Below are 14,118 nucleotides of genomic sequence, written 5' to 3'. Positions count from 1 at the left end.
CCTTACTCCGCGTCGAGGTCGCGCGAGAGGAGCTCGACGAGCGAGTCGAGCGTCTCGTCGGCGCCGTCGCCGTCGGCCGTCAGGACGACCTCCTCGCCGTGCCTGGCCCCGAGGGCCATGACGCCGAGGATGCTCGTCGCGTCGACCGGGTCCTCGCCGGGCTTGGCGATCTCGACGTCGAGCCCGGACGCGCTGGCCGCCTCGACGAACAGGGCGGCCGGGCGGGCGTGGAGGCCCACCGAGGAGGCGATGGTGACGGTGCGGGTTGCCATGGACGTGCTCCTTCGTTGGAAACGGGTGTTCGTGCGTCGTTGGTGGTCAGACGGCGATCGCGATCACGCCCTGATCAGACCGTAGCGGTCGCCTCGATCTGCGCAAGGTTGTGCTCGCGGGACTTCAGCGCCACGACGAGGCCCGTCATGACGAGCACGCCGAGGGCGAGTGCGAGCAGGAACATCAGGAAGTTGCCGATGAGCGGCAGCACCCAGATGCCTCCGTGCGGGGCCCGGAGGGTGGCTCCGAACATCATCGCGAGCGCCCCGGTGATCGCCGAGCCGACGACCGAGGAGGCGATGATGCGCACCGGGTCGGCCGCGGCGAACGGGATCGCTCCCTCGGAGATGAACGAGAACCCGAGCAGCCAGGCCGCCTTGCCGTTCTCGCGCTCCGGTTCGGTGAACAGGTGCGGACGGACCGTCGTGGCGAGGGCCATGGCGAGCGGGGCGACCATGCCGGCGGCCATGACCGCGGCCATGATCTTCAGCTGGGGCGCGTCGGTGGAGGCGCCGGCCGCGGCCAGGCCCGTCGTGGCGAAGGCGTAGGCCACCTTGTTGACCGGGCCGCCGAGGTCGAAGCCCATCATGGCGCCGAGGATGAGGCCGAGGACGACGGCGCTCGCGCCGTTCATGCCGGTGAGCCAGCTGTTGAGCCCGTCGGTCAGGCCCTTGATGGGGCGACCGAGGACGGTGATGAAGAGGCCGACCGTGATGAACGAGCTGAGCAGCGGTATGACCACCACGGGCATGACGCCCCGGACTCCCTTGGCGACGTTCCAGCCGGAGATCCAGCGGGCGACGAAGCCGCCGAGCAGACCGGTGACGAGACCGCCGAGGAAGCCGGCACCCATCGTCGCGGCGATGGACCCGCCGACGATGCCGGGCACGAGGCCGGGCCGGTCGGCGATGGCGAAGGCGATGAAGCCCGAGAGGATCGGGACGAGGAAGCCGAACGACGCGCCACCGATGACGAAGAGCAGCGCCGCCCACGAGGTGAGGCTGGTCGGGCTGAAGGTCGTCGCGATGTTGAGCGGGTCGCCGGGCTTGAGGTTGTACTTGACGATCTCGATGGCGCCCTGCTGGCCGAGGGCGACCTGGGCGAGCATGAACGACAGGGCGATGAGGATGCCACCGGCGGCGACGAACGGGATCATGTAGGACACACCGGTCATGAGCCACTGGCGGATCTTGGTCCCCGTGCTCGCGCCCTCCTCGACCTTCGAGACGAGCCCACCGGTGGGGCCGGCGGCACCGGCTGCCGCGACGGCGGCGTCGCGCTTGCTCGGGTCGGCGTCCCACTCGGCGACGAGCTGCTCGGCCTGGGTGACGAGGGCAGGACCGTCCGAGATGCCCTTCTTGACGCCGACGTCGACGAGGGGCTTGCCGGCGAAGCGGCGGGCGTCCTTGACGGGCAGGTCGTGGGCGAAGATCACGGCGTCGGCCGCGGCGATCTGGGCGGCGCTCAGCGGCTTGGACCCAGCGGATCCCTGCGTCTCGACGAGCATCGTGTGGCCGGCGGCCTTGGCGGCGTTCTCGAGACCCTCGGCCGCCATGTAGGTGTGGGCGATGCCGGTGGGGCACGAGGTGACGCCGACGAGGGTGAGCGAGCGCTTGGCGGCCGGGGCCGCGGCTGCGGCTCCGGTGCGGTCGGCGTCGGCGGCAGCAGCCGGCTGGTCGAGCTCGACCTCGGCGCTGACGATGCGGACGACCTCGGCCTCCGTCGTCGCGGCTGCGAGCGCGGCCTTGAAGTCCTTCTTCATCAGGGCACGGGCGAGCTTGGGCAGCATCTGCATGTGCGCGTCGCCGCCGCCCTCGGGGGCCGCGATGAGGAAGATGAGCGTGGCCGGGCCGTCCTTGGCGCCCCAGTCGATGCCGCCACCGTCAGCCGCGCGTCCGAAGACGAGCGACGGCTCGGTGATGGCGGTGCTGCGGGCGTGCGGGATGCCGATGCCGCCGGGCAGCCCGGTCGCCATCGTCTCCTCGCGCTTGCGCACGTCGGCCAGGAACTGGTCGAGGTCGGTGCACCGGCCGGAGGCGACGAGGCGCTCGCCGAGCCTCCGGGTCGCCTCGTGGCGATCGGCACCGGTGAGGTCGAGGATGACCTGCTCTTCGGTGATCAGGGACATGGGATTTCCTTTCCGGAGGGACGATCAGTGGTTCGGCGTCTTGGGCGCGTCACGAGAGGACGCGGTCGAGGTCGGGCTCGCGGCTCAGCACAGCGCGTATGCCGTCGAGGTCGTCGGGTGTGGGCACGCGGCTTCCGGGGAGGGTGACCGCCGCGGCGCCCCACGTCACCCCCGTCATGAGGGCGTCCGCCGGGTCGAGGCCGGTGGACAGGCCGTGGAGCAGGCCGGCGAGCATGCAGTCGCCGGCGCCCACGGTGGACTGGGGGGCCGTGATGGTGGCCCGTGCGTGCGCGCACTCGTCGGCCGTCACGAGCAGGGCACCGTCGCCGCCGAGGCTGACGGCCACGACGTCGATGCCGGACCTCACGAGCTCGCGGGCCGCGTCGCGCACGTCGCCCAGGGTGGGCAGCTCGTGGTCGACGAGCTCGGCGAGCTCCTCGTGGTTGGGCTTGATGAGGTGCGGCTTCGCGGCGACGGCGGCCGCGAAGGGCGCGCCGGAGGAGTCGATGGCGACGCGCCCACCGCGCTCGCGCACCCGGCTGACGAGGACGGCATACAGCTCGGTGGGGGCGCCGGGCGGCAGGCTCCCGCACCCGACGACCCACTCGGCGCCGCGCGCCGCGCCGGCGCCGGCGGCGCGCTCGAGCGTCGTGGCGAGCAGCGCCTCGACCTCGTCGGCGGACAGGTCCGGACCGGGCTCGTTGAGCTTGGTCGTCGTGCCGTCGGGCTCGAGGACGCTGATGTTCATCCGCACCGAACCGCGGACCGGGACGGACGCGTAGGCGACGCCGGCCGCGTCGAGGAGCTCCTCGAGCAGGTGCCCCTCGGGGCCTCCGCTCGGCAGCACCGCGACGGTCGAGCCGCCCTGGGCCGCGAGGGCCCGGGAGACGTTGACGCCCTTGCCGCCCGGGTCGATCCGGCTGCTGCTGGCCCGGTGCACCTCGCCCCGCCGGAGCGCGTCGATGAGGACGGCCCGGTCGATGCTCGGGTTGGGGGTCAGGGTCACGATCATGCGGTCACCACTTCCGGTCCGGCCGCGCGGATCTCGGCGGCGACGTCGTCGTCGAGGTCGGTGTCGGTGATGACGACGTCGACGTCGGCGAGCTGGGCGAATCGGTGGAGGTGGTCGTCGCCGGTCTTGCTCGAGTCGGTGAGGACCACGCACTTGCGGGCGGCACGGACCATGGCGCGCTTGACGAGCGACTCGGACTGGTCGGGCGTCGTCAGGCCGCGAGCGACGGAGAGGCCGTTGGTCCCGATGATCGCGACGTCGACGACGATGTCGGCCAGGGCCCCGGTGGCCCAGTCGCCGACGGCGGCGCCGGTCGTGCCGCGGACGCGGCCGCCGAGGAGGTAGAGGGAGATGCCGGGGTGCGTCGAGAGCACCGTCGCGGCGGCGAGGCTGTTGGTCAGCACCGTGAGGTCGAGGTCGGGCGGGAGCATCTCGGCGACGGCGAGGGTCGTCGACCCGGCGTCGAGGATGATGCTGCCGCCGCTGGGGAGCTCGTCGAGGGCACGGGCGGCGATGCGGCGCTTGACGTCGGCGAGCCGACCGGAGCGGGTGGCGAGCGTCGGCTCGACCTCGAGGCGCTCGACGGGGATCGCACCGCCGTGCACCCGGCGCAGGGAGCCGCGGCGCTCGAGGGCCGTCAGGTCGCGACGGACGGTCTCGGCGGCGACCCCGAGGGAGTCGGCGAGCGCCGTGACCTCGACGCGGCCGGCACGACGCGCCTCGGCGATGATCCGCTGCTGGCGCTCCGCTGCGTACATCGGACTCCCTCGTCCTCGTTGACTGTCGGTCCCCCATCGGGCCGCTTCACCTAGGAAACCACCCGTTCGGTCTCATGTAAATAGATTCGGGCACCCGTATTTGTGGGGTCGGGCAGAAGCCCACCGAAACGGTCACCGGGCACCTCGGGCGGTTCGGGTCAGCGCAGCGCCGTCGCGGCATACAGTTCGGCCATGCAGAGCAGCACCTTCACGCTGACCACGCCCGACGGCACCGAGGTCTTCGTCAACCGCTGGTTGCCCGACGACGCCCCCAAGGCGGTCGTGCAGATCGCGCACGGGCTCGCCGAGCACTCGAGCCGCTACGCCCGCTTCGCCCAGCGCCTCACCGACCACGGGTATGCCGTGTACGGCTCGGACCACCGTGGGCACGGCAAGACCTCCAGCGCCCGCGGCCTCTTCGCCGAGCGCGACGGGTGGCAGACCGTCATCGACGACCTGCACGCCGTGACCGCCCGGGCGCGCGAGGAGCAGCCGGGAGTGCCCGTCTACCTCCTCGGTCACAGCATGGGCTCGTTCCTCTCGCGGGGGTATGCCGCGCAGTACGGTTCCGAGCTCGCGGGCCTCGTGCTGACCGGCACCGCGGGGGGCTCGGGCGCGATCGGCCGGGTCGGCATCTTCCTGGCCTCGACTCAGGCGCGCCTGCGGGGTCACGCCCACGCGAGCGGGCTCATGAACACGCTGAGCTTCGCGCAGTACAACAAGGCCTTCAAGCCGACCCGCACCGACTTCGACTGGCTCTCGCGCGACACCGCCGAGGTGGACAAGTACGTCAACGACCCCGACTGCGGATTCGTCTTCAGCGCAGGCGGATTCGCCGACCTGCTCCGTGGCCTCGAGTCCGTCAACACCGACGCGGTGGCCGCCCGGGTGCCCAAGGACCTGCCGGTCCACCTCGCCTCGGGCGACAAGGACCCGGTCGGCGCGAACGGCAAGGGCGTGCGCCAGGTCGCCGACCAGCTGCGCCGGCTCGGCGTCCGCGACGTGACGATGACGCTGTGGCCGGAGGCCCGCCACGAGATCCTCAACGAGACCAACCGCGACGAGGTCGAGGTCGAGATCGTCAACTGGCTCGACGCCCACCTCGTCGCTGCCCCAGCCTGACGGATCCCTCCGTCACTGCTCCGCCCATGGGAGCACTGACGTAGGAGGTCCCGAGGGAACACCCTCCCCCCGCTACGTCACTGCTCCGCCCAGGGGAGCACTGACGTAGGAGATCCCGGGGAACACCCTCCGGTCGCTACGTCACTGCTCCGCTCACGGGAGCAGTGACGTAGCGTCGGGACATGAGTACATCGCTGCAGGCCCCGTCATGACTCGGCCCGTGCGCATCATCATCGGCGTCATCGTGCTGCTCGTCGGGGCGCTGTGGACGTTGCAGGGACTGGGTTACATCGGCGGCAGCGCCATGTCCGGCGTCACGCTGTGGGCGGTCATCGGGCCGATCGTCGCCGTCGGTGGCCTCGGGCTGGCGCTCTCCCGACCACGGCGCCAGCCCTGAGGACTCCGCTCCCGACGACCCCGGCCGAGGTCAACCGCTGAGCTGACGGGGCTGTTCGCCCGAGCGCTCGCCAGGCTGCCCGACAGGCTGTTCGGGACGCTGCGCCACGGGCTCGACACGGTCCGCCGGGACCGGTGGCGGGGGCGGCGGGGGCCCGGGCAGCACCTCGGACCCACCCTCGTCGAGCTGGAACGGCGGGTAGACGTCCGTCATCAACGCGGCATACGCGATGACGCGGTAGACCCAGCGGTTGAGCCCGATGACGAGGTCGAAGAGCGCCCGCGGGTAGTGGCCCGCGAAGAGGAGGGAGAGCCCCGCGACGAGGACGAGCAGGCCGAGGATGCCGCCGCCCATGACGTCGAGGCGCGGATTCCCCTGGCTCGTGCGGTTCCACGCCCACGTGCCACCCCCGACGAGCAGCCCGACGATGAGGTAGTGCGGGATCGCGAGCAGCCACCACTTGACGAGGACGAGGCCGCGCGAGAGCCGCTGCGGGTAGGCGACGTCGAGCCGCGCCGGGTAGTCCGGCTCCGGCCCGAGGCTGAACGGTGGGTAGCGGTCGGTGCCGAGGCCGCCGCTGCTGCAGTAGTACGACACGCGCCACGACCACTGCAGGACACCGACGTTGAAGTCGAAGAGCCCGCGCGGGTAGCGCCCCGTGAAGAGGATCGCGAAGAACGCGACGAGGCTGACGACCGAGAACGCGAGCCACAGGAAGCCCAGCACGACGAAGTGCGGGATCGCGAGGAACCACTTGACGAGCCAGAGCCACCGCGAGAGCGGCTCGTCGAGGCGCGCGTCGAGGGCGACCGGACTGACGGCCCGCGGGTGCGGGTGCCAGAGGCTCGGTGCCGCGGCGACGGGGGCGTCCCCCACGACCCGGTCGGGCGGGACGGCCACGACCGGAGTCCCGCCGGTGCCGGTCGCCGAGCCCGCTCCGGGGCCACCGGCCGGGCGCCGGGTGCCGCTGGCGCCGATGATGATGAGCGCCACGGCTGCGCCGGCCACGACGATCCCGACTCCGAGCATGAGGAACGCGAGCGGCAGGAGGAAGCCGGCGCGGACGCCGATCGACGACGCGACGGCGATCCCGCTGCTCCCATCGGCGTTCATGATGACCGCGCCCCACTGGCCGCCGGAGACGCGCCACGTCAGCTGCTGCTGCCCCGGGCCGGTGGCCGCCGCGGTCCAGAAGGTCTGGCTCGTCGGGGCGGGCGCCCGGTCGGCACCCGGGGTCGCCCGCAGCACCGCCGTGCGCTCGCCGCCGGTGCGCGGGTCGGTGATGCCCACGACCTGGTCGTGGGCGACGCCGCCGAGGTATGCCGTGAGGCTGCTCGCGGGGGCGACGCCGAGGAACACGGTCTTGCCGGAGGCGAGCGGGCGGGCGGTCATCCGGATGTCGAACTCGAGCCGGTCGAGCACCCAGCTCGGCACGTCGGAGCTCGTGGCGACGACGGCGTCCTCGGCGGTGAGGGCCGGGGACGAGCTCGACAGGACGGGCATCGTCAGGATGAGGTAGCCGGCGCCGTCACGCGCGACGGCATACGTGATCGCGAGTCCGGCTCCGCCGAGGAGCAGGCCCACCCCGGGGAGGATCAGCAGGCAGCCGATGACGAGGGCCACGAGGTGGCGGCCGGCCGGATGGGACCTGCCGGTGGTGTCGAGGTCGGACGAGGGAACGCCGGTGGTGGTCATGACGGTCACATCCTGGGGAAGCGGCCGCGGACGAGCCGGACGAGGGCCTCGAGGATCCCGATGCAGCTGCCCACGAAGCCGATGACGAGCAGGACCCGGGCAACGGTCTCCCACCCGGTGCCGACGACGTCGAGGGGGAAGACCCGCCAGACCTGGACGATCGCGGCGAGCCCGAAACCGATGGAGACGATGTCGCCGAGGGCTCGCGGCCGGGGCAGGTCGAGGACGACGTTGACCGCGTCGGCCACGGCGCGGGCGATGATCGCGGCGTTGACGGCGCCGATGACGAGCACGGTGCGGCCGGTGAGGAAGGGCACGGCATGCCAGCCCGGCCAGCCGTTGACGAGCCACAGCACGATGAGGTTGACGAGCACGGACCCGACGTAGCCGCCGCGGCGGTTGGAGACCCGCGTGACGTGGTCCGCCTCGTGGAGGTGACCGGTGCGGTGGTCGCGGGAGTCGGAGGGGAGGTGTTCGGTCGGGGTGGTCATGAGCTGCTCCCTGCATACGTGGCGTCGGCGTCGGCGCCGGTGGTCTCGAGCGCGAGCGCGGAGCGCAGCGCGGCCGCGAGACCGCCCGGCACCACCTCGCGCAGCTCGTAGCGGGCCCGCACGATCGGCGCGGGCACCGACAGGACGCGGGTCAGGTCGATGGGGGTGCCGCTGACGACGTCCTCGCACTCCCCCGCCTCGACGGCGGCGCGGATCGTGGCCTCGAGGTCGTGGACCTGCTCGGCGCCGTAGCCCATGGCGGGCAGGACACCTCGGGCATTCGGATACTTCGCGTAGGTCGCGGCGATCGACCCCACGGCATACGTCGTCGGGTCGAGCAGCTGCGCGGCACCGGCCGCGCGCGCCCCGACGACGCCGGCGCCGTAGGTCATCGACCCGTGGGTGAGGGTCGGGCCGTCCTCGACGACGATGACGCGGCGGCCGGCGACCGCGGCCGGGTCGTCCACGGTGACCGGGCTGTCGGCGCGCAGGATCATGGCGCGCTGGTTGACGGCACGGACGGACCGCTCGACGGCCTCGACGTCCGCGGTCCGCGCCGAGTCGCACTTGGCGATGACGACGACGTCAGCCATCCGGACGTTCGCCTCGCCGGGGTGGTATGCCGTCTCGTCGCCAGGGCGCAGCGGGTCGGCGAGGACGACGTGCAGGTCGGGGACGTAGAACGGCAGGTCGTTGTTGCCGCCGTCCCAGAGGATGACGTCGGCCTCCTGCTCGGCCTCGCGGAGGATCCGCTCGTAGTCGACGCCGGCGTAGACGACGACGCCCGCGTCGAGGTGGGGCTCGTACTCCTCGCGCTCCTCGATGGTGCACTCGTGGCGGTCGAGGTCGGCATACGTCGCGAAGCGCTGGCACGCCTGGGCGGCGAGGTCGCCGTAGGGCATGGGGTGACGGACCGCGACGACGCGCAGCCCGAGGTCGACGAGCATCCGGGCGAGGTAGCGGGTGGTCTGGCTCTTGCCGACGCCCGTGCGCACGGCGGTGACGGCGACGACGGGCCGGGTGCTGCGCAGCATCGTGTGGCGTGCGCTGTGCAGCCGGAAGTCGGCGCCGGCGGCGATGCACGTCGAGGCGAGGTGCATGACCTGCTCGTGCCGCACGTCGGAGTAGGCGAAGACGACGACGTCGACGTGCTCCCGCTCGAGCAGGGCAGCCAGCTCGCTCTCGGCGACGATCGGAATGCCTTGTGGGTACAGCGATCCCGAGAGATCGGGTGGGTAGCGGCGCCCGTCGATGTCGGGGATCTGCGTCGCCGTGAAGGCGACGACCTCGTAGGCCGGGTCGTCACGGAAGACGACGTTGAAGTCGTGGAAGTCGCGTCCCGCGGCGCCGAGGACGACGACGCGGGTGCGATGGGCGGGAGCGGTGGCCGGGCTGCCGGGGTTCGTCGTGCTCGTCGTCGTGGGGGTGCTCATGGCGGTCTCCGCGGCTGGGTCGCCGACGTGACCGACACACCCCACTGCGGGTAGTCCTGGCTGCGGGACCCGCCTCTTCGAGTCTCCCACCGGGGCCCGGGGCCGGCGCCGGTCCGAGAGCGGGATCACCTCACATTCCGGTGCCGCCGCGAGGCCGCGGTGCCACGATCGAGAGGTGAGCGACACGGCCGCACGACCCGGGGCCCGCGAGCGGAACGGCCCGACCCCTGGCACCCCCACCCACGAGCACGTCTCCCTCGCCGAGGACTGGGTGGCGAGCAACTACAGCCCGCTGCCCGTCGTCATCTCGCACGCCGAGGGTGCCTGGGTCACCGACGTCGAGGGGCGTCGCTACCTCGACGCGCTGGCCGGCTACTCGGCCCTCAACTTCGGGCACCTGCACCCCGCCCTCGTCGGCGCGGCGAGGACGCAGCTCGACCGGCTGACCCTGACGAGCCGCGCCTTCCACAGCGACCGGCTCGGCCCCTTCTGCCGGGACCTCGCGACGCTCGCCGGCAAGGATCTCGTGCTGCCGATGAACACCGGCGCCGAGGCCGTCGAGACCGCGATCAAGACGGCGCGGCGCTGGGGCTACGAGGTCAAGGGCGTCCCCGACGGGCGCGCGCGCATCGTCGTCATGGCCGGCAACTTCCACGGCCGCACGACGACGATCATCAGCTTCTCGGACGACCCCGTCGCCCACGACCACTACGGCCCCTACACGCCGGGCTTCGACACCGTGCCCTTCGGCGACCTCGAGGCGCTCGAGGCGGCCGTCACCGACGACACGGTGGCGGTGCTGCTCGAGCCGATCCAGGGCGAGGGCGGCGTCATCCTCCCGCCCGACGGCTGGCTGCGCGAGGTGCGCGAACTGACCCGGAGGCGGGGCGTGCTCATGGTCGCCGACGAGATCCAGTCGGGCCTGGGCCGCACCGGCACGACCTTCGCCTGCGACGTCGAGGGCGTCGTGCCCGACGTCTACGTGCTCGGCAAGGCGCTCGGCGGCGGCATCGTCCCGGTGTCGGCCGTCGTCGCGGACCGGGACGTCCTCGGCGTCATCACGCCCGGCAGCCACGGGTCGACCTTCGGCGGCAACCCGCTCGCCGCGGCCGTCGGCCAGGCCGTCGTCGGGCTGCTCGCGACAGGCGAGTTCCAGCAGCGGGCGCGGTGGCTCGGCGCGATCCTCGACGCCGGGCTGCGCGAGCTCATCGGCCACGGCGTCGACGCGGTGCGCTGCCGCGGGCTCTGGGCCGGGGTCGACATCGACCCGCGCCTCATGACCGGGCGCGAGGCGTCGCACCGGCTGCTCGAGCACGGCGTCCTCGTCAAGGACACCCACGGCTCGACGGTGCGCCTCGCACCGCCGCTCGTCGTCGGCGAGGTCGAGATCCAGCTCCTCCTCGACGCCTTCGCCGCGATCCTGCGCTGAGCGCCGTGCACGCGGGCGGGGGGCTCGTATGCCGTCCCCGCCCGCGCGCTGCTCGCGCCCGGCAGATCTCGCGCCGTCAGGCGGGGAAGCCGAAGCAGGGGAAGAAGCCCTCGACGCCGGGACGGGGGACCTCGATGCAGTGCGACCGCGCCTGCTCGAGCACCGCGGAGGGGTCGGTGCCCGTGGCCGACCGGCCGGCGACCTCGACCGCGACCTGGGCCGAGGCGGCACGGCGCAGGTCGTTGGCGGTGGAGCTGACGTTGCCGTCGGCGAAGTGGACGTGGGTCGAGTCGGTGGTGTGCTCCAGAGGCCCGGAGCCGGTCCACGACGCGGTGAGGTGCACCGTGACCGGGTTGCCGTCGCCATCGGTGCCGGTGAGGTCGGTGGTGACCGAGGCCCGGGTCAGGCGCGGGTCGACGACGAGCGGGGCGCCGTTCTGCACGTCCGCCTGGAAGACGACCGGTCCGCCACCACCACCTGCGGCTGGGGCGACCCGTGCACCGGAAGCCGCACAGGAGTCGGTGACGCGGACGAACACCGCGGTGAGCCCCTGCTTGCCCACGGGACCGGGCTGTCCGGCATACATCGCCGTGCTCGACGAGAGGAAGACCTCGGTCAGCTCACAGCCCTGCGTCGTCGCGACGACGGCGGACGCCGACGTGGCGCCGATGGTGTGGTAGATCCGGGGCTGGGCCGCGCCGGCGGATCCCGTGGCCAGCACTCCGAGGACGAGTGGCGCGGCGAGGACGGCCGCGACGGCGAAGGCGCGTTTCATGAGGACTCCCAACCGACTCCCCTGGCCTCTCCAGCGTGACACCGACGCCCGGGTCCGGCTCTCGCGCAGGGCGTCTCGTGCGTCACATCGCTCGATGGCCGCGGCCGGGACCTGCTAGTCCGGAGGGGACGGGTGTCACCGGACCTGAGGAGGACTCATGCCGAAGAGGACGAAGAAGAAGTGGTCGGACCTGACGAGCGGCCAGCAGACCGTAGTGCTCGTGGTCGGATGCCTGCAGCTGTCCCTCGCCGCGACGGCGTGGACCGACCTGGCCCGGCGCCCCGCCGAGGAGGTCAACGGGAGCAAGGCGATGTGGGCGGCGGTCATCGCGGTCAACTTCTTCGGACCGATCGCCTACTTCGCACGAGGGCGTCGGATCCCTCCGAAGCAGCTCTCCTCACCGGCCTGACGCGTCACCTGCCCGACGAGCGGGCCGCGCCCTCCGCGCGGTCGCGGATGCCGCGGAGCATCTTCTGGCTCATGACCGAGCTCGCGACCGACATCGGCTCGACGAGGAGCGGCGACCACCGGTGCGGGTACGAGAAGCGCTCACGGGTGATGAGCCGGGTCGCTCGGTGGGGGTGGCGGCGCAGCACGAACGACCACGTGAAGTCGTAGGGGGCAGCCTCCGGGTCACCGGGCATGGCCGGCCCGGCGTGCAGCACGAGCGCGCGCCCGGGGTCGATCGAGGCCACGGCGAGCGCGACCCGCGGGTGCAGGCGCACGCGGTCGCCCGGTTCGAGGTGCTGCCAGGCCTCGACGACGGCGTCGGCGCTGTGCAGGTGACAACCGGCGAGGTTCTCGAGCCCGTCGTAGCTGTAGAAGCCGCCCCGGTCGGACCCCATCTGCACGACCCACCGCCAGACCTCCTCGGGCGGGGCCTCGATGGTGACGGCGCGGGTCGCGACGAGGCCGGGATCGGGGAGGATCTCGTCGCCGGGCAGGCGCTCGCGCGTCTCCTCCGTCGTCGCGCCCCAGTGCAGCGCGGACCAGCGCAGCGTCACCACCCCCAGGGCGGCGACCCCGCCGACGACCGCTGCGAGCAGCGGCCCGGCGCCTCTCCTCATGCTTCCCACCGTAGACCGGATCCCGTTGCCGATCAGGGCGATCCGGACATGATGGAGCCCGGCTCGCGATCGCGATGCCGGGCTACCAGTGACGGTTCACGTACCACAACGGGCCAACCGTCGGAAGTTCTTGTCCCCTGCCAACGAGTGTCCCGTCCGGGGGCGACTGCGACAGAGTGACACGCCGACGCGGCGGTGATGGTTCGAAATGGACAGATCTGGTCATAACGGACCAGAGGTGACCATTTCGGGTGACCATTCCGGGTGACCATTCCGGACCACCGGGCGCCGTTGCGACGGAGCCGACCTCACGGCACGCAGGTGAGCTCCCACGTCGTACCGTCGGTCGTGTCGATGATCGCCGCCCGGTCGCACCGCAGGGTGAGGGGCAGCCGGTCCGACACCGCCTCGACGACGGACGGCAGGCGCGCGCCGGCCACGCCGGTCGTCAGCGACACGTGGGGCATCCAATGGCCCGGCTCGTAGTGCCGGTGGATCACGGCGCCCGTCGCCCGCAGCGCCTCGACCGCTCGCGCCTGGCGGGTGGCGAGGGCGGCCGTCGTCGAGCCGGCCAGCGCCGCGCGACCACGCGGGAAGACCACGACGCCCTGGACGGCCATCCCGAGCGGCCCCTCGTCGTCCAGCTCGTCGCCCAACCCGGCGGCCGCGGACAGCACCGCCTGGCGCTCGGCGGCCAGCAGGACGGCATACGACACGTGCGGGACGTGCCGCCCGTGGGTGTGCGTGAGCAGGGTCGGGACGCCCTGCTCCTCGAGCCGGCGCCACAGCGCGCGGACGAGCCGGTCGGACGCCGGGTCGAGCAGGAGGCAGAGCGCGAGCGCCATGGCCCATTGTGGACACGGGAGCGCGGCCTACGCTGGGCCCGTGAGCCCCATGCCGAGCGACCTCGACGTCGTCAACGCCCAGCGCTACGTGTCGCTGACGACCTTCCGCCGCAACGGGGCGCCCGTGCCGACCCCGGTGTGGATCGCGCGCGACGGCTCCGACCTCGTCGTCGTCAGCGTCGACCCCGCCGGCAAGCTCAAGCGGCTCGCCCACACGGCGCGGGTCGAGCTGCGGCCGTGCGACCTGCGTGGCCGGGTGGCCGAGGGAGCGCCGACGTATGCCGGCACGGCCGTCGTCGACCGGAGCGCGGAGGGCGTGGCCGCGGTCAAGCGCGCCCTCGGGCGCAAGTACGTCCTGGCCCGCCTCGGTGATGCGGTCGCCGCCGTCACCGACCGGGTGCGCCCGCGCGCCCCACGCGCTGCCATCAGGATCACCCTCGGGTGAGCGGCTCGGCTCAAACACCTGTTCGAGACTTCGGACAAACGTTGGACAAGACGATTCCGTGAGCCGCTGACCTGCGGTTATGTTGAAGGGCATGAGTCCCACCGCAGGAGCCCGGCTGGTCCAGCGCCAGCTGGGGAAGATGCTGCGCAGCAAGGTCGCCGGCGACGACGCGCCGGCCCGCGCGCAGCGCATCTGGGGTGCCCAGGGCGAGCGGTGGTTCTCCCCGGAGGACCCGGTGTGGCGGGTCC

The 14,118-nt window shown here is 72.6% G+C and carries 15 protein-coding genes; 5 read left to right on the top strand and 10 right to left on the bottom strand.

The annotated features are described in order from the left end of the window. Window positions 1–2: 2 nt before the first annotated feature. From TAE01_RS17045 to TAE01_RS17030, 4 genes are all read right to left on the bottom strand, one after another. Window positions 3–272: an HPr family phosphocarrier protein gene (locus TAE01_RS17045; RefSeq protein ID WP_056750769.1), complete on the bottom strand. Its 270-nt coding sequence runs from the start codon at window positions 270–272 to the stop codon at window positions 3–5. Between the two features lie 74 nt (window positions 273–346). Continuing rightward, window positions 347–2,401 carry a PTS fructose transporter subunit IIABC gene (locus TAE01_RS17040; protein WP_147068010.1) on the bottom strand — a complete coding sequence of 685 codons (2,055 nt, stop codon included), beginning with the start codon at window positions 2,399–2,401 and terminating at the stop codon, window positions 347–349. Window positions 2,402–2,450: 49 nt separating this feature from the next. Beyond that, the gene (gene pfkB, locus TAE01_RS17035; protein WP_147068009.1) at window positions 2,451–3,413 is read right to left on the bottom strand and encodes a 1-phosphofructokinase; all 963 of its coding nucleotides are present in this window, start codon (window positions 3,411–3,413) and stop codon (window positions 2,451–2,453) included. Further along, window positions 3,410–4,171: a DeoR/GlpR family DNA-binding transcription regulator gene (locus TAE01_RS17030; RefSeq protein WP_147068008.1), complete on the bottom strand. Its 762-nt coding sequence runs from the start codon at window positions 4,169–4,171 to the stop codon at window positions 3,410–3,412. The genes pfkB and TAE01_RS17030 overlap by 4 nt, the downstream gene beginning before the upstream one ends. Window positions 4,172–4,363: 192 nt before the next feature. On the opposite strand from TAE01_RS17030, the gene TAE01_RS17025 reads away from it, so the two are divergent. Together TAE01_RS17025 and TAE01_RS17020 are read left to right on the top strand one after the other, a co-directional pair. Next, window positions 4,364–5,293 carry an alpha/beta hydrolase gene (locus tag TAE01_RS17025; RefSeq protein ID WP_147068007.1) on the top strand — a complete coding sequence of 310 codons (930 nt, stop codon included), beginning with the start codon at window positions 4,364–4,366 and terminating at the stop codon, window positions 5,291–5,293. Window positions 5,294–5,501: 208 nt separating this feature from the next. Next, window positions 5,502–5,690 carry a hypothetical protein gene (locus tag TAE01_RS17020; RefSeq protein WP_147068006.1) on the top strand — a complete coding sequence of 63 codons (189 nt, stop codon included), beginning with the start codon at window positions 5,502–5,504 and terminating at the stop codon, window positions 5,688–5,690. Window positions 5,691–5,720: 30 nt separating this feature from the next. Here TAE01_RS17020 and TAE01_RS17015 read toward each other — a convergent pair whose 3' ends face one another. Genes TAE01_RS17015 through TAE01_RS17005 form a run of 3 tightly spaced genes read right to left on the bottom strand, consistent with a single transcriptional unit; the run spans window position 5,721 to window position 9,309 of the window. Continuing rightward, window positions 5,721–7,385 (bottom strand): DUF4389 domain-containing protein, encoded by a 1,665-nt coding sequence (locus tag TAE01_RS17015; protein WP_147068005.1) that lies wholly within the window; start codon window positions 7,383–7,385, stop codon window positions 5,721–5,723. A 5-nt stretch (window positions 7,386–7,390) separates the two neighbouring features. After that, a complete protein-coding gene (locus tag TAE01_RS17010) occupies window positions 7,391–7,876 on the bottom strand; it encodes a hypothetical protein (RefSeq protein WP_246111417.1) in 486 nt (161 codons plus the stop codon). Then, window positions 7,873–9,309: a cyclic 2,3-diphosphoglycerate synthase gene (locus TAE01_RS17005; RefSeq protein WP_246111416.1), complete on the bottom strand. Its 1,437-nt coding sequence runs from the start codon at window positions 9,307–9,309 to the stop codon at window positions 7,873–7,875. Before TAE01_RS17005 ends, TAE01_RS17010 begins: the two co-directional genes overlap by 4 nt. 175 nt (window positions 9,310–9,484) lie before the next feature. Between TAE01_RS17005 and rocD the strand changes: the two genes are divergently transcribed. Further along, window positions 9,485–10,738, top strand: coding sequence for an ornithine--oxo-acid transaminase (gene rocD, locus TAE01_RS17000; RefSeq protein WP_222594166.1), 1,254 nt, complete (start codon window positions 9,485–9,487; stop codon window positions 10,736–10,738). 76 nt (window positions 10,739–10,814) lie between these two features. Here the strand turns inward: rocD and TAE01_RS16995 are convergent, their stop codons facing one another. Next, a complete protein-coding gene (locus TAE01_RS16995; RefSeq protein WP_147068004.1) occupies window positions 10,815–11,513 on the bottom strand; it encodes a hypothetical protein in 699 nt (232 codons plus the stop codon). 157 nt (window positions 11,514–11,670) lie between these two features. On the opposite strand from TAE01_RS16995, the gene TAE01_RS16990 reads away from it, so the two are divergent. Next, window positions 11,671–11,922 carry a PLD nuclease N-terminal domain-containing protein gene (locus TAE01_RS16990; RefSeq protein ID WP_147068003.1) on the top strand — a complete coding sequence of 84 codons (252 nt, stop codon included), beginning with the start codon at window positions 11,671–11,673 and terminating at the stop codon, window positions 11,920–11,922. Between the two features lie 4 nt (window positions 11,923–11,926). Here TAE01_RS16990 and TAE01_RS16985 read toward each other — a convergent pair whose 3' ends face one another. Together TAE01_RS16985 and TAE01_RS16980 are read right to left on the bottom strand one after the other, a co-directional pair. Next, window positions 11,927–12,580: an SRPBCC family protein gene (locus TAE01_RS16985; RefSeq protein ID WP_147068002.1), complete on the bottom strand. Its 654-nt coding sequence runs from the start codon at window positions 12,578–12,580 to the stop codon at window positions 11,927–11,929. A 308-nt stretch (window positions 12,581–12,888) separates the two neighbouring features. Then, window positions 12,889–13,425 (bottom strand): 2'-5' RNA ligase family protein, encoded by a 537-nt coding sequence (locus TAE01_RS16980; RefSeq protein ID WP_147068001.1) that lies wholly within the window; start codon window positions 13,423–13,425, stop codon window positions 12,889–12,891. Between the two features lie 49 nt (window positions 13,426–13,474). Here TAE01_RS16980 and TAE01_RS16975 point away from each other — a divergent pair, with 49 nt between their 5' ends. Then, entirely contained in the window at window positions 13,475–13,870 is a 396-nt protein-coding gene (locus TAE01_RS16975; protein ID WP_147068042.1) for a PPOX class F420-dependent oxidoreductase, read from the top strand. Window positions 13,871–14,118: the final 248 nt, after the last annotated feature.

This window comes from Terrabacter aerolatus, assembly GCF_007991735.1.
GTDB classification, from domain to species: Bacteria; Actinomycetota; Actinomycetes; order Actinomycetales; family Dermatophilaceae; genus Terrabacter; species Terrabacter aerolatus.
This window is presented reverse-complemented; position numbering and strand designations above follow the sequence as displayed.